We start from the raw sequence: 15542 nt of genomic DNA on the forward strand, positions 1-15542 counted from the left end.
GCCGGTCGGCGGGGTGGTCGGCGTCGTGTTGCTGTATCCGGGCAGCCGCCACACCCGGGCCGCCGCCGTGCTGCAGGTGATCTGCACCAGCGCGGTGCCGGCTGCCGCCGCGTCGCCGGCCGGTGCCACGCACTTGCCGGAGTGGACCGCGACCAGGTTGAACGTGTTCGGCCCGGCACCCGCCGCGCGCAGCTGGAAGCGCTGGTTGGCGTTGCTGTGGCAGGTCCACTGGATGACCTGGGCGTTGTCGGCGGTGCCGGCGCCGGACACGTCGAGGCAGCTGCCGGCCGTCGAGGTGCCCACGTTGTACTGGTCGGCGGTGCCGGCCACCGGGGTGAAGCTGAACGACTGGTTGGCGGCGGACGCACAGCCGGACTGGTTGAGCTGCTGACCGGCGGTGGAGCCGGGCACCGTCGCGCAGTTGCTGTTGCCGGTGTTGACGGCCGTGCTGGTGAACGCCGTGGCGGCGTCCGCCTGCCGGGCCGCCAGGAACAGCCCGCCGAGCACCAGCGTGCCGGTGAGCGTGGCCGCGCCGACCCGTCTGGTCCGGCGCGAAATCCTAGTGAGGAGCATCGGGGATCCCTTCTCAGGACAGGAAGCTGCCGCACGAGCCGGGACGGAACTGGCACTTTCCGTGCGGCCGAATCGACGGGATGGGGAGGCCCGTCGAAAACCTTTTCAGGAAAATACCAGCACATGGGTACGCGTCAATAGCAATGACTTTTCAGGCCGTACCGAAAACATTTCGGCGCACTATCGTGGCTTGCCGGCATCCGCGCGGACGCTGTCCAGGTTGGTCCGCGCCCCGTGGGTCCGCGGGTGGTCCGGGCCGAACACACGCGCACAGGCCGCCAGGTTGTCGGTCAGCAGGGCGATGGCCCGGTCGTACCGGCGGGCCGCCTGGCAGGCCCCCGCCAGGTTGTTGCGGGAGGTCAGCGTGTGCGGATGATCCGGGCCGAACGCGTTCTCGCTGTCCGCCAGCACCCGGGTGGACAGCTCGATGGCCTCGTCGTGCCGGCCCAGTTCCCGATAGGTGCAGGCCAGGTTGTTGCGCACCGCGACGGTCAGCGGATGGCCCACGCCCAGCACCCGCTCGGCATCGGCCAGGGCCCGGCCGTACAACGCGGCGCCCTCGTCCCGCCGGCCCATCGCCTCGTAGGCGCCGGCCAGGTTGTTGCGGGACGCGATGGTGTCCCGGTGGTCCGGGCCGAGCACCCGTTCGCGTTCGGCGAGCGTACGGCCGAACAATGCGAAGGCCTCCTCCCGGCGGCCGAGGGACGCGCAGGCACCCGCCAGGTCGTTGCGCGTCTGGATGGTGTCCGGGTGCTCGGTGCCCAGCACCCGCTGCCGGTCGACGAGCGTCCGGGTGAACAACGCGAAGGACCGGTGCGGCTCCCCGGCCGCGCGGTAGGCACTGGCGAGACCGTGGCGTGAGGTCAGGGTGTCGGGATGGAGCGGGCCGAGCACCCGTTCGCGGGCGGCGAGCGTAGCGGCAAATCGCACGACGGCCTCGACGTGCCGGCCGATCTGCTGGAACGCCGAGGCCAGGTCGTGCTGGAGGGCCAGCGTGTCCGGGTGGTCGGCGCCGAGCACCGCCTCGGCGTCGGCCGCCAGCGCGGCACCCACGATCACGCTGTGCGTCAGGCTGAACGCCTTGACCAGCAGGTGGGTCAGCCGCACGAGCAGCGACACCACCTGCCGGCGCGGGCCCTCGCCGGTGGCGTGTGCCAGCAGGGCCTGGCCGTGTTCGGCGTACTCGGTGAGCAATGCGCGCTGCTCCCACCGCTCGGCCACCCGCTCGGCCGCCGCACCGATCGCCGTCGCTGCCCCGGTCACCGCCCGATCCGCCGAGCCGGCCCGCTCCCGGACCACCCGCTGGATCAGGCGGTGGACCACCAGGCGCTCGCCGTCGCCGGCCACGGCGAGCGACCGGCCGGCCAGGACGGCGGCGGCCTCGTCCACCCCCTCGACCAGATGGCCCAGCAGCACCGGGTCGGCGCCGACGGGGGCCAGCACCGCGAGCCGGTCCAGCAGCCGGCGCGCCGAACCGCTCGCCTCGGCCCGGCCGAGATCGTCCAGGCTGAGCAGGATCGCCTCGGCCAGCCCGAACGGATACGGGTCGCCGGCCGTCCGTGGCAGCAGTTCCGCGGTGCTGGTGCCCGCCGCGGCCGCCAGATATCTGCGGTAGGTGGGATAGCGCCGGCCGGCCCCGATCACCGCACCGGCATGGGCCAGCGCCAGCGGCAGGTGGCCCAGATGCGCCGCCAGTTCGGCCGCACCGGCGTCGTCGTCCAGGCGGGTGCGCCGGCGCAGGTACGACCCGGCCTCCGCGGCGGTGAACAGGTCGACGTCGACCAGCTCGCCGAGCGCGTCGAGGGCCCGGACCGTGGTGGTCACGACGGTGTGCACCGAACCGACCGGCGGTGTCCACGCGCGGATCAGGTCGGCGTCCACCGCGTTGTCGTAGACCAGGAGACAGGGGCCGCGATGGTCGCGCAGCCACCGCAGGCCGGCCCGGGCCGCCTGCACCGGATCGTCCTCCGGCCGGCGCCGGCCCGCCGCGGTGGCCAGTTCGTCCAGGGCGGTGACGATGCCGGCCGCGCCGGCCGCGTTCGCCCACACCACGATCGGCCAGCCGTGCCGGATCCGCAGCCGGGCGTAGGCGGCGGCCAGCTGCGTCTTGCCCACCCCGCGCTGCCCGGTCAGCGCCGCGATGACCGCCGTGCCGCCCAGACCGGCGGAGCGGACCAGCTCGTCCACCGGACCGGGTCGTTCCTGCCACGCCACCGCCTCGCCCGGCAGGTCGCCGACCACCAGGGACCGGGCGCCGCCATCCGGCACCGCGACGCCGCCGAGTCGGTCGACGAACCGCCGGTCGGGCAGCTGTCCGGCGCGGGCGTCGAAGTAGTTGCTGGTGCCGAGCGCGAAGAACGCGGTGCCGGCCAGCAGCACCGGCAGGATCGGCTTGCCCTGGTCGCGGGCCCGCTGCAACTCGTTGCCAACGTGCGGGGACGCCTCCGCCGCCGGGCTCATCACCACGATCATCGCGGCGCAGTCGTCGACCCGGTCACGCACCACGTGTTCCCACCGGTCGCCCACCGCGAGTTCGTCGGTGTCCAGCCACACCCGTACGCCCGCCCGGGTCAGGTGGTCGGCCAGTCCGGTCACGTACTCGCGGTCGCGGCGGCTGTAGCTGATGAAGACGTGGCCGGACATGGACCCACCTCATCACAGTGGACCAAGCCGCGTCAGCGGTAGACCAGGCCGGCGCCCACCTCGATCACCTGTCCGGTCGTCGCGCCCGCGTCCGGGCCGGTCAGGAAGCGCACCACGGCCACCAGGTCGGCCGGCACCAGGCGGCGCGGGATCGCCTGGGTCGCGAGGATCTCGGCGTCCTGGTCCCGGCCGCCGGACAGTTCGGCCTCGCTCTCGGTGCGGATCGCGCCGGGCGACACGGCGTTCACCGTGATGCCGGCACCGCCCATGGTGCGTGCCAGCGACCGGGTGAGGCCCACCAGGGCCGCCTTGCTGGCCACATAGGAGGGTCCGGACGGGCCACCGAGCCGCACCGTGGCCGAGGTGATGTTGACGATCCGGCCCCAGCCGCGCTCCGCCATGCCGGCGCCGAGAGCCCGGCTCAGCAGCATCGGGGCGGTGACGTTGACCGCGAAGGTGGCCTGCCACTCGGCCGGGGTGAGCTCCTCGATGGCCACGTTCGACGCCCGCGCCGCGTTGTTGACCAGCACGTCGATCGGCCCGGCCGCAGCCGCCAGGCGCTGCACCGCGGCCATGTCGGACAGGTCGGCCTCCAGGATCTCGACCGCGGCACCCCGCTCCCGGCAGCGCCGGGCCACCGCGAGCGCCTCCTTCGGCGCGTCCAGGTGGTGCAGCACCAGCCGGCCACCCGGCTCGGCGAGACCGGCCGCGATCGCCGCGCCGATCCCCCGCCGGGCACCGGTGACCAGGATCCGCCGGCTCACGGGGTCAGCACCGTCTTGACCGTGGCGCCGGAGCGCACCAGGTTCAGGGCCGCGTCCACCTGGTCGAGCGGAAACCGGTCGGTGACCAGCGGCGCGAGCCGGCCGGCGTGCCGGCGCACCGTGTCGACGGCCGGCGGGAAGCTGTGCAGGATGGCCATCGAGCCGACGATGGTCAGCTCGTCGGCATAGATCCGGTGCGGCGACACCGCGGCCCGCGCGTCCGGCGACGCCACGCCGAACACGAGCAGGCTGCCGGCCCGGTCGACGCACGCGAGGGCCTGCTCGAACGCGGCCGGGTTGCCGGTCGCCTCGATCACCCAGGGCGCCCGCAGGCCGGTGACGTCCGCCGGTGCGGCCACCGTGGCGCCGGTGAAGCGGGCGGCCAGTTGCCGGCGGGCCGGGTTGACGTCGACCACCGTCACCGGGCCGACCCCGCGGGCGTCCAGCAGGATCGCCAGGATCAGGCCCATGGTGCCGGCGCCGAACACGACGGCCGGCTGGTCCGGCTGCGGCGCGAGGCGGCGCAGGCCCCGCTCGGCGCAGGCCACCGGCTCGGCCAGCGGGGCGGCGTCCAGCGGGAAGTCCGGCTCGAGCCGGTGCAGGTTGGCGGCCGGCACCGCGGTGAGTTCGGCCCAGGCGCCGGCCGTGGTGGCGCCGATCGCGGCCCACTCCCGGCACATGTTGCCCTGGCCGCGGCGGCACCGGTCGCAGGCGCCGCAGTGCAGCGACGGATCCACCGCCACCAGGTCGCCGGCCTGGTGCCCGCGCACGTCCGCGCCGACGGCGACGATCTCGCCCCACGGCTCGTGCCCCGGCACCAGCGGGAACCGGTCCTGCCCCAGGTCGCCGCCGAGCAGGTGCAGGTCGGTGCCGCAGATGCCGCAGGCGCGCACCGCGATCACCACCCCGTCCGGCGCCGGAGCCGGGTCGGGCAGGTCGGTGACGGTCAGTTCGCCCGGCCCGGTGGCCAGCACGGCCCGCATCAGGCCACCGCCTCGTCGAACACGATCAGCCCGCGGGTGGCGGTGCCCGCGCGCAGGGCGTCGTAGGCCTCGTCCATCTGCTCGGGACGCCACCGGTGCGACACCATGGCCGCCAGGTCGAGGCGGCCGGCCAGATAGAGCCCGGCGAGGTCGGGGAAGTCCACCGGCGGGTTCGAGGAGCCGTACTTGCTGGCCACGATCCGGCGCTCACCGTTGAGCAGATGCCCCGGGTCGAACGTCACGCTCGCCCCGTCCGGGTACCCGGCGATCAGCACGCACGTGCCGCGGGCCGCCAGCACCGTCATGGCCAGCGGGAACGCACTCGCCGCGCTGGTGGTGACGAAGGAGTGGTCGACGCCGCGTCCCACGATCGCCCGCACCTGCTCGGCGGCGTCCGGGTCGCCGGCGTTCACGCAGTGGGTGGCGCCCATCCGGAGCAGGGCCGGAAACTTCAAAGGCTGAACATCAAGGGCAATGACCGGGTACGCGCCGGCCAGCGCCGCCGCATGCAGGGCGGCCATGCCCACACCGCCACACCCGACCACCGCGACCCCGTCGCCGGTGCGCACCCGCGCGGTGTTGCGGACGGCGCCCACTCCCGTGGTGGCGGCGCAGCCGATCAGCGCTGCCAGATCAAGAGGAACGGCCGGGTCGATCGGCACCACCGCGCGCTCGGTGACGACGGTGAACGGCGCGTTGGTGGCCGGCCCGTAGTGGAAGACCTCCCCGCCCGCGTGCCGGAACCGGGTCTCGCCGTCGGCCATCCGCCCCAGCGGCGGCTGCCGGGTGCAGAGCGCCGGCCGTCCCTGCCGGCAGGTGCGGCAGGTGGCACAGCCCGGCGCCCACGAGACCACAACGTGATCGCCGGCCGCGACCCCGGTGACGCCCGGTCCGACCGACTCGACCACGCCGGCCCCCTCGTCGCCGAGAATGATCGGCTTCGGGATCGCGGCATGCTCACCGTCGATCGCGTAGAGGCACGAGTGGCAGACGCCCGACGCGGCCATCCGCACCCGGACCTCCCCGTCCCGAGGCTCGGCCACCGTGACGTCCAGCATCGCGTGCGGCTCCCGCGCCGCCACCAGCACCGCCGTGGCTACCCGCATCAGGCACCTCCCTGTGGCCCCGCCAGATGAATCTTGACCTCGCCCCCGGCGGCCGCCGCCGCCAACGCTTCCGGCGCCCCCGCAAGCGGCCGGACGGAGGTGATCAGCCGCTCCACCGGCGCCCCACCGGCGATCAGCCGCTCGGCCGCCGCGAAGTCCGCCGCCACATACATGGCCGACCCGGCAATCCGGATCTCGTGGTCCTGCACCGCCTCGACGGTGAGGTCCATCGGCCCGTGCCCCACCCCGACCACCACCACGGTCCCGCCGTTCATGGCCAGCCGGACCGCACCGGCCAGAGTCGCCCGACCGGCCACACAGTCGAAAACCACATCGGGCCGCCCACCAAGCGCCGCCCGGATCTCGCCCTCGGCCGCATCGGACGACGGGTCCACCGTGGCTGCGACGCCCAGCGAGCGGGCCAGGTCGCGTTTCGAAGCGACCGGGTCGGTGAGGACCACCTCGCCGGCGCCCGCGCCCAGGGCGGCCAGCAGCATGCACTGGCCGATGGTGCCGCCGCCGAGGATGGCCACCGTGGCGCCGGCCAGGCCGGCGGGGGCGGCCACCGACACGGCGTGCACTGCGGTGGCCAACGGCTCGGTCATGGCGGCTGCCGCCAGCGAGACGCCGTCGGGGACGGGGGCCAGGGCGGCGGGCGGGACCGCGAAGCGTTCGGCGAAAGCGCCGGGGGTGTGGGAGCCGACGCCGATCAGGTTGGCGCAGAGGTTGGTGCGGCCTCGGGCGCAGTAGAAGCATCTGCCGCAGGAGACCGCGGGGCGCAGGTAGACCCGGCGGCCCGGGGCGAACCCCGGGCCGCCGAGCACCACGCCGGAGGCCTCGTGTCCGGGCGCGATCGGGTAGGGCAGCCAAGGGTGCCCGCGCCGAAGGGTGTGCAGGTCGGAACCGCAGATCCCGGCGTACGCGACCTCGACCAGCACCTCCCCGGCGGCGGGTACCGGTTCGGCCACCTCGCGCACCTCCACGGACCCCGGCGCGGTGATCCAGGTTTGCCGCATCACGGCACCTCCGGTGGTAGGCAGACGATGGCGGTGACGCTGCCGCGGAACTCGAGCGGGCCCGCGGCGTACGGGATCACCAGGGTTTGGCCTTTCTGCACCTGCAGTGAGCCGCACTCGCCGGCGCCCTCGGTGACCACGACGACCGCGAACGACGGCTCGGCCAGGCGCACCGCATCCGTGCAGTCGACCCGCCAGGCGCGGAAGAACTCGTCGGCCTCGGCGGCGAACAGGCTGGTCACACCGGGGGCCAGCGATCTCGGAGTGGGCAGCAGGTCGGCGCTTCGCCGCGCGTACCCGCTCAAATCGAAGCAGTCGAGCGCGACGTCCCAGCCCAGCCCTAGTGTCGCGGCCTGCTCGCCGACGCCGAAGGCGTCATGGTCGGCCAGCACGGAGAATGACGTGGGCTCCTGAAGTTCGGTGATCAGCACGCCGGGGCCGATCGAGTGCGGCACGCCGGCCGGCACGTAGAGGACCTGGCCGGGACGGACGGTCAATTCGTTCATGGCGGCGAGCATCGCGGCAGTGTCCTGGCCGGCGATCCAGCGGCGCAGGTCGTCGCGGTCCACCTGATCGCGCATGCCGAGCCAGACCTTCGCGTCGGCGGCGGTGGCCAGCACGATCCAGCCCTCGGTCTTGCCGAACAGACTTCCCAGGCGGGCACGCGCGAACTGCCGGTCCGGGTGGCAGTGCACCGGCAGCCGCTCCCCCGCGTCGAGCAGCTTGACCAGCACGCCGCTCGATCCGCCGTAGGCCGCCGCCAGCTTCTCGCCCAGCCATGCGGCCGGATCGGCGGCGACCAGTTCGGCCAGCGAGCCCGCTCCGGTGCGGGAGACGCCGGTGTCGGCGGGGTGCCCGGCCGGGAGGATCGCGGACGGCAGCGCGGACAGCGAGCCCACCCAGTCCTCGGGACCGGTGGCCGGTGCGACGCCGCGGAACTCGCTGATCCGCTCGCCGCCGGCGTAGTAGACCGGCACCCGGTTGTCGGCCAGGCGCAGCGGGTGGGTCATCCGTCCTCCCCACCTTGCAGCGGTCCGGGGTCCAGCGGGAACAGCGGGCGCGGGGCGTGCTGGAAGGTGAGGTAGTCGAGCCGCGGGGTGCTGGCGCCGGGCAGGTCGAGCAGCACCGCCTCGGCGTACTGGCCGGCGAAACCGGCGCGGTACATGGTGGCCGAGCGGACCAGCACGGCGTCCACGTCGGCCGGCTCCAGTCCGGCGTGCCGGTAGCCGGCCGGGTCGAAGGTGGGTGCCGGGCGTTCGGTGAGCAGCAGGCCCAGCCCGGAACCGGTGTCCAGCACCGCCCAGCGGCCCAGCGCCACGGTCTGCCCGGTCATCGAGTCGCCGGTGAGCACCACCGGGTCGGCGGCCAGCCGGGTCACCGTTCCGGTCACCCGCACCGGCTCGGACCAGCGGCGGTCCAGGGTGGCACCGATCGGGGTGTTGACCAGGCCGCCGATGCCGGCGCGGTGGCAGGCGTCGACCGCGGGTGCGTCCACCAGGGTGGCCACGGCCCGGATCTCGCCGGCCCGTTTGAGCAGCGCGGCGACCACGACGGCGCTGTCCGCGGTGGCGCCGGCCGTGGGTGAGTCGGCCGACTGCACCAGCAGCACCGGGCCGCGGCCGGGGCGGATCGCGGCGACCGCGTCGTCCACCGGAACCGGGTGCACCGCGAACGACTCCCGGGCCGCCCAGGCGGCGCCGGCGATGCGGTCGGCCACGGCCCGTGCCGCGGCCTCGTCGCCGTCGTGGGTCACGGTCACCCCGAAACCAAGCTCCGGTACGTCGAGCCAGGGCTGCACCGGGAACAGCGAGACATCCAGGATCGGCCCCACGGTGGCCTCGTCGGCGAGCCGGCGCAACGCTCCCATCGGCGGGTCGGCGATGGCCTGCGCCTCGGCCGGGATCAGCAGCGGGCGCTTGGCCAGCACGGTTCCGGGCCTCTTCCGGCCGGCGAGCAGGTCGACCGCGAGCACCGCGCCGCGCCGGCCGGTGTCGCCCTGGTCGATGTGCGGGTACGTGTGGAAGCCGACCAGCGCGTCCGCGGCCGCCACGATCCGGCCGGTCAGGTTGGCGTGCAGGTCGTGCGTCACGATCACCGGGGTGCCGGGCCGGAGCGCGGCCCGGGCGGTCTCGGCGAGCACCGCGTCGGCGGCCGGTTCCCCCTCGGCCACCAGCGCGCCGTGCAGGCAGAGCACCAGCGCGTCCAGCGGGCCGGCCCCGATCAGCCCGTCGAACAGTTGCCCGCGCAGCACCGCGAACGCCCGCGCGGTCAGCACCCCGCCGGACATCGCCCAGGCCCGCACGATCGGCACCGGCTGGTGCCCGGACCGGTGCACGTGCGCGATCGCGCCGGCGATCTCGGTGTTGGTGCCGGCCGACCGGTCGGCGGCCTCGACGCCCCGCCAGTAGCCCTGCGCCACGAAGTCGTCCAGCGTGGACGGCTGCGGCGAAAAGGTGTTGGTCTCCTGGATGATGCTCGCCACCGCGATCCGGCCCATCAGTGCATCGCCCACCCTCCGTCGACGACCAGCAACTGCCCGGTGATGAAGGACGCCTCGTCACTCAGCAGAAACGCGCAGGCGGCGGCCACGTCGGCCGGCTCACCACGGCGGCGGAGCGACTGCAGCGCGAACATGGCGGCGTCCACGTCCTCGGGGTCGCCGTAGACGGCTTCGGCCGGCGTGCGGATGGCGCCGGGTGCGATCGCGTTGACCCGCACGCCGTCCGGTCCCGCCTCCCGCGCAAGCGCACGGGTGAAGCCGATGAGTGCCGCCTTTGAAGTGACATAATGCAAATTCCCGGTACGCCCAAGAAGCGGCGTAACGGACGACAGAACAACAATCGAACCGCCCGGCCCACCGCCGCCCTCGCCGGCCACCGCGCCGCTGCCCGCCCATTCCGCGGCCAGATCCGGATATGTCGCCTGACAGAGGTTAAATGCGCCGGTCACATTCACCGCGAGCACGCGCTGCCAGTCGGACGCGGTCAGCGTGTGCCACGGCCGCTGCGCGGCCACCGAGGTGGCCGCATTGCAGACCACCGAGGTGATCGGCCCCAGGGTGGCCCGAACCTGGTCGACCATGGCGTGCACCGCGCCGGGATCGGCCACATCCGCCGCGACGGCGAGCGCCAGGCCACCGCTGTCCGAAATGTCCCGCACGACGGCCTCGCCGGCCGCCTCCTCGCCCGGTAGGTGGTTGACCGCGACCGCGGCGCCGTCCGCGGCGAGGCGGGCGGCGATCCGCGACCCGATGCCCCCGGCCGCGCCGCTCACGATGGCCACCCGCATCAGAACCCCGTGCCCGTCAAGATCCCGCGCCCACCACGAGCCGCCTCCATCAGAACCTCGGGAACTTCGCCCGGAACCCGGCCCGGCCCGGGTCCACGAATTCGCTCGCCTCGCCGACCTTGCGGTGGTGTTCGGCGTAGAAGTTCAGCTTGTCCCGGTCGATCTCGACGCCCAGGCCCGGACCGGCCGGCACCTCGAGGCAACCGTCGCGGAACCTGAACGGCGTGGTGATGATGTCGTCCGCCTGTTCCGGCAGGTGCGAGTCGATGGCGTGGCTGACCATGGTCTCGGCGGCCGCCAGGTGCAGCACGGCCGCGGTCGAGATGCCCAGCTCACGGTCGCTGTGCAGGCTCAGGCCCAGGTTGAACGTCTCGCACACCTTGGCCAGTTGCAGCACCGGGGACGGGCCGCCCCAGAAGTGCACGTCGCCGAGGATCACGTCGACCGCGCGGGCGCGTACGGCCAACGGAATTTGTTCGAACGTTACGCAGCACATGTTGGTCGCCAGCGGCACGGGCGTGCGCTCGCGGACCAGCGACATGCCCTCGATGCCCCAGGTCGGGTCCTCGCAGAACTCCAGGCCGAAGTCGTTGAGCTCGTTGAGCACCCGGACGCTGGTCTCCACCGACCACACCGCGTTCGGGTCGAGCCGCAGGTTGCGCAGCCGGTCGCCGAGGCGTTCGCGCATCATCCGGACCGAGGCGATCTCCTGGCGCGGGTCGAGCACGCCGTTCTTGAACTTGATGTCCCGGAAGCCGTACGTCTCGAACAGTTCCTCGGCGTGGTCGGCGGCGTCCTCGGGCCGGTTGCCGTTGCCCACCTCGGTGCGCGACGCGTACCGGTAGAAGACGTACGCGGCGAATTCCACCCGGTCGTCCTCGATGCCGCCCCACAGGTCGCCGCAGCGCTTGCCGAGCGCCTTGCCGACCAGGTCCCAGCAGGCCATCTCGATGCCGGCGCCGGCCAGCTTGGCGGCACCGACCAGGGCCAGTTGCTCGCTGGTCATCCGGAACACCCCGAACCGCCGGGTGATCCGGCCGACCTCGAGCGGGTCGAGCCCGATGAACAGGTCGCGGTGCAACTCGACGGCGTCGGCCACCTCGTCGCCGCCGCGGGTCTCGCCGATGCCGACCAGGCCCTCGTCGGTGATCAGCTCGATGATGGTCCGGGTGGTGGTCACCTCGACCCCGAACGACCAGCGCAGCGGGCGGCGCAGCGGCACCGTGACCGGGGTGGCCCGGACGTCGACGATCCGCATCACTCAGCCCTCCCGGCCAGCACCGCGCGCACCGCGGCCAGCGTCCGGTCGACGTGCTCGTCCTCGTGCGCGGCGGAGACGAACCAGGTGCCGCGGGGCAGCACCCGGACGCCGAGGTCGAGCAGGGCGGCGGCCAGGTCGGCATACCGGGCCCGGTCGGCGCGTAAACCTTCGCGGTAGTCCCGGGGCGGGACCGGGTCGAGGCGTACCTGGAAGACCGCGGGCCAGCCGACGATCCGGGCGTCCACCCCGGCGTCCGCGAACTCCTTGCGCAGGCCGTCCATCAGCCGCTTGCCGACCTGGTCGATGCGCCGGTACGGCTCGCCGCCGGCGATCTCGGTGAGCGTCGCGACGGTGGCGGCCATCGCGACGCTCTGCGTGTTGTACGTGCCCCCGTGCAGCACCGCGCCGCCGAGCTGGGACATCGGCCCGCGCCGGCCGACCAGCGCGGCCACCGGGAAGCCGTTGGCCAGCGCCTTGCCCAGGATGGTGAGGTCGGGCGTGACGCCGAACTCGCGCTGCGCGCCGCCCGCCGACACCCGGAACCCGGTGATCACCTCGTCGAAGATCAGCAGGGTGCCGGTTTCGTCGCAGGCCGCGCGGGCCGCCTCGAGATAGCCGGGCAGCGGCAGGATGCCGGCGTTGTTGAACATGACCGGCTCCATGATCACCGCGGCCACGTCGTGGCGGCGCAGGCGCTCGGCCAGCAGGCCGGCGTCGTTCCAGGGCAGAACGGCCACGTCGGCCGGTTGCTGGCCGGCCGAGCCGGGCACCGGGATGGGGGCCTCCCGGGGCCCGGCGTCGGCCGGTTCGGGGGCGACACTCCACAGCACGTTGTCGAACCAGCCGTGATAGTGGCCCTCGAACTTGAGCACCGTCGACCGGCCGGTGTGCGCCCGGGCCACCCGCAGCGCGGCGTGCACCGCCTCGCTGCCGGACAGCGCGAACCGCACCTGCTCGGCGGACGGGATCAGATCGGCCAGCAGTTGTGCGGCCGCGTACTCGGCCTCGGTCTGCCCGGCCACCAGGATGCTGCGGTCCAGCGCCTGCCGGGCCGCGGCCACCACCGGGGGCGGCCGGTGGCCGAGCAGCATCGGGCCCATGCCGAGGAAGTAGTCGATGAGATGGTTGCCGTCGAGGTCGGTGAGGATCGCGCCGTCGGCGGCCGTGAAGACCAGCGGGTGCGGCCGGATGCCCTGCCGGAACGCGCTGTTCACGCCGTTGACGACCAGGTCGGAGGCGTCCTCTATCCGTTGCCGGGAAGCGGTGAATCGCATGGTGGTGCTCCTAAGCGGTGAACGGCCTACCAGACGGTCCAGCCGCCGTCGACGGCGAGGCTCTGGCCGGTGACGAACGACGAGGCGGGCGCGGCCAGGAAAAGTACGGCGGAACGCAGTTCCCGGTCGGTGCCGAGCCGGCCCATCGGGGTGCCGCGTTCGAGCGCGTCGATCACCTCGGGCTGCAGGGCGTCGTCGTTGGCGGGGCTCGGGAACATGCCCGGGCAGAGCGCGTTGACGGTCACCCCGGACGGCCCCACCTGCGCGGCGAGGAACCGGGTGAGCCCGACCAGCGCGTGCTTGCTGGCGAAGTACGACGCGATGTCGAGGCCGATGCCGGGATAGCGGGACGCGTCGCCGCCGACCAGGCCGTACACCGAGGCCACGTTGATCACCCGGCCCCAGCCGCGCTCGATCATGCCGGGCACGAACTTCTGGAACAGCGTGAACGGCGCCTCGACGTTCAGCTGCATGATCCAGCGCCAGTCCTCGGCCTTGGCCTCCGGCCAGGGGGCGCGGTGGGCGAGGCCGGCATTGTTGACCAGTACATCGATCGGCCCGGCCTCGGTGACCAGGTGCTCCACGTCGGCCGGGACGGTGACGTCGGCCCGGACCGGGATCACGTTGCTCAGTTCGGCCGCGGTCCGCTCCAGCGGCTCCGGGCGGCGGCCGCAGATCACCACGGTGGCGCCGGCGTCCACGAACGCCCCGGTCATCTGCCGGCCCAGGCCGTCGCCGCCGCCGGTGACCAGCACCCGGCGCCCGGTCAGGTCGAAGTCCGCGGTCATTGCTTCACTCCCTCGGCGTCCGAGACGTCCTCCAGGCCGGCCATCAGATGCAGGAGCTTGGTGTGGGTGACCCGGTCGATGGTGTCGTCGTGGACCACCTGGCCGAGGCGCAGCACCACGACCCGGTCGGCGACCGCGAAGACCGTGCGGATGTCGTGGCTGATCAGGATCACGCCGGCGCCGTTGTCCGCGGCCTGCCGGGCGATCCGCAGCACGTTGCGGGTCTGGGTGACGCCGAGCGCCGCGGTCGGCTCGTCCAGGATCACGAGCTTCACGCCGTCCTTCATGGCGCGGGCGATCGACACCGACTGCCGCTGGCCGCCGGAGAGCCGGCCCACCGAGCGGTTCAGGTCGGTCAGCGTGATGCCGAGCGAGGCCAATCGTTGCTTGGTACGGGCGACGGCCGCGGCGTCGTCGCGCACCGGGATGAAGCCGAGCAGCCGCTTCTTCGGTTCGTCGCCGAGGATGAGGTTGTGCGCCACCCCGAGGTTGGGGCAGACCGCGAGGTCCTGGTGCACGGTCTCGATGCCGGCCCGCCGGGCGTCGATCGGACCGCCGAAACTGACCTCCCGGCCGTCCAGCTCGATCGTGCCCGAGTCCGGCCGGTGGACGCCCGAGATCAGTTTGATCAGCGTGGACTTGCCGGCGCCGTTGTCACCGACCAGGCAGACCACCTCGCCGGAGCGCACCGAGAAGGTGCCGTCCCGCAGGGCGAAGACCGAACCGAAGCGACGGGACAGGCCGGTGGCGGTCATCACCACGGGGCCCGGCTCGTGCGCCGGATCGCGCTCCAGGTCGTACTCGTCCATGGGTTTGGATGTTGATTTGACCTCGCCGGTGTCGGGGGGTGCCTCCTTGCGCAGCGAACGGGCCCGGCGATGCTCGGCGATCTGGTCGGCGCCGAGCGCGAGCAGCAGCACCAGCCCCTTGCTGATCTGCTGCCACCAGTCCTCGAGGCCGGCGAAGATCAACCCGGAACTGAGGATGCCGATGGTGGCCACGCCGACGAACACGCCGGCCGGGTGCCCGCTGCCGCCGGCGAAACCGACCCCGCCGAGGATGACCGCGGTGAGCACGTCCAGCTCGAACGAGGTGCCGATCTGTGGCGTGCCGCTGCCCAGGCGGGCCGTGGTGAGCACCGCGACCACGCCCATCAGCAGGCCGTTGAGCACGTAGAGCCGGACCACGGTCCAGTCCACGTTGACGCCGGTGAGCCGGGCCGCGTTCGCGTTGCCGCCGATCGCGAACAGGCGCAGCCCGCCCGAGGTCCGCAGCAGCCACAGGCCGCCGGCGATGAAGATGACGGCCGCGATGATCACCGGCAGCGGCACCGTGTTGATCCGGGCGCGGCCCAGGAAGATGAACGACTCGGCGAACCCGAAGACCGATCGGCCCTCGCTGACCAGGTACGCCAGGCCCTTGAAGACCGCCATCGTGCCCAGCGTCACGATCAGCGGCGAGATCTTCATGTAGCGGACCAGGATGCCGTTGGTGGCGCCCAGGATCAGGCCGGCGACCAGTCCGGCCACCACCGCCAGCACCACGTTGCCCGAGTCCTTGGCGAACTGGGCGGTGATGACGGAGATGAGCGCGTACTGGCCGCCGATCGAGAGATCCACGTTGCCGGAGATGAGCAGGAGCATGGCGCCGACCGCCGCGATGGCGATCGCCGAGACGTTCATCAGGATGGTCAGGCCGTTCGAGACGGTGAGGAAGTTGTCGAAGGAGATTCCGAAGTAGGCCACCAGCACGAGGCAGAGCAGCGCGAGGCCACTGCGCCGGCTGGGTTCACCGGGTACGAGGTATCGGCGGCTGCCCGCCACGGACGCGATCGACACGCTTCCCT

The 15542-nt window shown here is 73.2% G+C and carries 13 protein-coding genes; all 13 read right to left on the reverse strand.

What is annotated here, in order from left to right:
- On the reverse strand, nucleotides 1-573 hold a 573-nt coding region (locus Ari01nite_RS36795), incomplete at its 3' end, for an RICIN domain-containing protein (RefSeq protein ID WP_203787120.1).
- 180 nt (nucleotides 574-753) lie between these two features.
- Nucleotides 754-3216 (reverse strand): FxSxx-COOH system tetratricopeptide repeat protein, encoded by a 2463-nt coding sequence (gene fxsT, locus Ari01nite_RS36800; RefSeq protein ID WP_203787122.1) that lies wholly within the window; start codon nucleotides 3214-3216, stop codon nucleotides 754-756.
- A gap of 32 nt (nucleotides 3217-3248) precedes the next feature.
- Complete coding sequence (locus tag Ari01nite_RS36805; protein ID WP_203787124.1) at nucleotides 3249-3980, reverse strand: SDR family NAD(P)-dependent oxidoreductase; 732 nt, start codon at nucleotides 3978-3980, stop codon at nucleotides 3249-3251.
- Complete coding sequence (locus Ari01nite_RS36810; RefSeq protein ID WP_203787126.1) at nucleotides 3977-4963, reverse strand: alcohol dehydrogenase catalytic domain-containing protein; 987 nt, start codon at nucleotides 4961-4963, stop codon at nucleotides 3977-3979. Before Ari01nite_RS36810 ends, Ari01nite_RS36805 begins: the two co-directional genes overlap by 4 nt.
- Entirely contained in the window at nucleotides 4963-6069 is a 1107-nt protein-coding gene (locus Ari01nite_RS36815; protein WP_203787128.1) for a zinc-binding dehydrogenase, read from the reverse strand. Before Ari01nite_RS36815 ends, Ari01nite_RS36810 begins: the two co-directional genes overlap by 1 nt.
- Nucleotides 6069-7085 (reverse strand): zinc-dependent alcohol dehydrogenase, encoded by a 1017-nt coding sequence (locus tag Ari01nite_RS36820; protein WP_203787130.1) that lies wholly within the window; start codon nucleotides 7083-7085, stop codon nucleotides 6069-6071. Before Ari01nite_RS36820 ends, Ari01nite_RS36815 begins: the two co-directional genes overlap by 1 nt.
- Nucleotides 7085-8095: a class I mannose-6-phosphate isomerase gene (locus tag Ari01nite_RS36825; protein ID WP_203787132.1), complete on the reverse strand. Its 1011-nt coding sequence runs from the start codon at nucleotides 8093-8095 to the stop codon at nucleotides 7085-7087. Before Ari01nite_RS36825 ends, Ari01nite_RS36820 begins: the two co-directional genes overlap by 1 nt.
- The gene (locus Ari01nite_RS36830; RefSeq protein ID WP_203787134.1) at nucleotides 8092-9597 is read right to left on the reverse strand and encodes a M81 family metallopeptidase; all 1506 of its coding nucleotides are present in this window, start codon (nucleotides 9595-9597) and stop codon (nucleotides 8092-8094) included. Before Ari01nite_RS36830 ends, Ari01nite_RS36825 begins: the two co-directional genes overlap by 4 nt.
- Nucleotides 9582-10373 (reverse strand): SDR family NAD(P)-dependent oxidoreductase, encoded by a 792-nt coding sequence (locus Ari01nite_RS36835; protein WP_203787136.1) that lies wholly within the window; start codon nucleotides 10371-10373, stop codon nucleotides 9582-9584. The genes Ari01nite_RS36830 and Ari01nite_RS36835 overlap by 16 nt, the downstream gene beginning before the upstream one ends.
- Before the next feature lie 49 nt (nucleotides 10374-10422).
- Entirely contained in the window at nucleotides 10423-11631 is a 1209-nt protein-coding gene (locus Ari01nite_RS36840) for an enolase C-terminal domain-like protein (RefSeq protein WP_203787138.1), read from the reverse strand.
- Complete coding sequence (locus Ari01nite_RS36845) at nucleotides 11631-12908, reverse strand: aspartate aminotransferase family protein (RefSeq protein ID WP_203787140.1); 1278 nt, start codon at nucleotides 12906-12908, stop codon at nucleotides 11631-11633. The genes Ari01nite_RS36840 and Ari01nite_RS36845 overlap by 1 nt, the downstream gene beginning before the upstream one ends.
- Before the next feature lie 26 nt (nucleotides 12909-12934).
- Entirely contained in the window at nucleotides 12935-13696 is a 762-nt protein-coding gene (locus tag Ari01nite_RS36850; protein WP_203787142.1) for an SDR family NAD(P)-dependent oxidoreductase, read from the reverse strand.
- A complete protein-coding gene (locus Ari01nite_RS36855; protein WP_203787144.1) occupies nucleotides 13693-15534 on the reverse strand; it encodes an ABC transporter permease subunit in 1842 nt (613 codons plus the stop codon). Before Ari01nite_RS36855 ends, Ari01nite_RS36850 begins: the two co-directional genes overlap by 4 nt.
- Nucleotides 15535-15542 lie beyond the last annotated feature (8 nt).

This window comes from Paractinoplanes rishiriensis (genome assembly GCF_016862375.1).
Classification (GTDB): Bacteria; Actinomycetota; Actinomycetes; order Mycobacteriales; family Micromonosporaceae; genus Actinoplanes; species Actinoplanes rishiriensis.

Bases quoted from the DNA above. Each gene is read 5' to 3' on its own strand.
- Ari01nite_RS36820 (WP_203787130.1), bottom strand. From the start codon at position 7,085: ATGCGGCAAACCTGGATCACCGCGCCGGGGTCCGTGGAGGTGCGCGAG.
- Ari01nite_RS36835 (WP_203787136.1), bottom strand. From the start codon at position 10,373: ATGCGGGTGGCCATCGTGAGCGGCGCGGCCGGGGGCATCGGGTCGCGG.
- Ari01nite_RS36850 (WP_203787142.1), bottom strand. From the start codon at position 13,696: ATGACCGCGGACTTCGACCTGACCGGGCGCCGGGTGCTGGTCACCGGC.
- fxsT (WP_203787122.1), bottom strand. From the start codon at position 3,216: ATGTCCGGCCACGTCTTCATCAGCTACAGCCGCCGCGACCGCGAGTAC.
- Ari01nite_RS36840 (WP_203787138.1), bottom strand. From the start codon at position 11,631: ATGCGGATCGTCGACGTCCGGGCCACCCCGGTCACGGTGCCGCTGCGC.
- Ari01nite_RS36825 (WP_203787132.1), bottom strand. From the start codon at position 8,095: ATGACCCACCCGCTGCGCCTGGCCGACAACCGGGTGCCGGTCTACTAC.
- Ari01nite_RS36815 (WP_203787128.1), bottom strand. From the start codon at position 6,069: ATGCGGGTAGCCACGGCGGTGCTGGTGGCGGCGCGGGAGCCGCACGCG.
- Ari01nite_RS36810 (WP_203787126.1), bottom strand. From the start codon at position 4,963: ATGCGGGCCGTGCTGGCCACCGGGCCGGGCGAACTGACCGTCACCGAC.
- Ari01nite_RS36845 (WP_203787140.1), bottom strand. From the start codon at position 12,908: ATGCGATTCACCGCTTCCCGGCAACGGATAGAGGACGCCTCCGACCTG.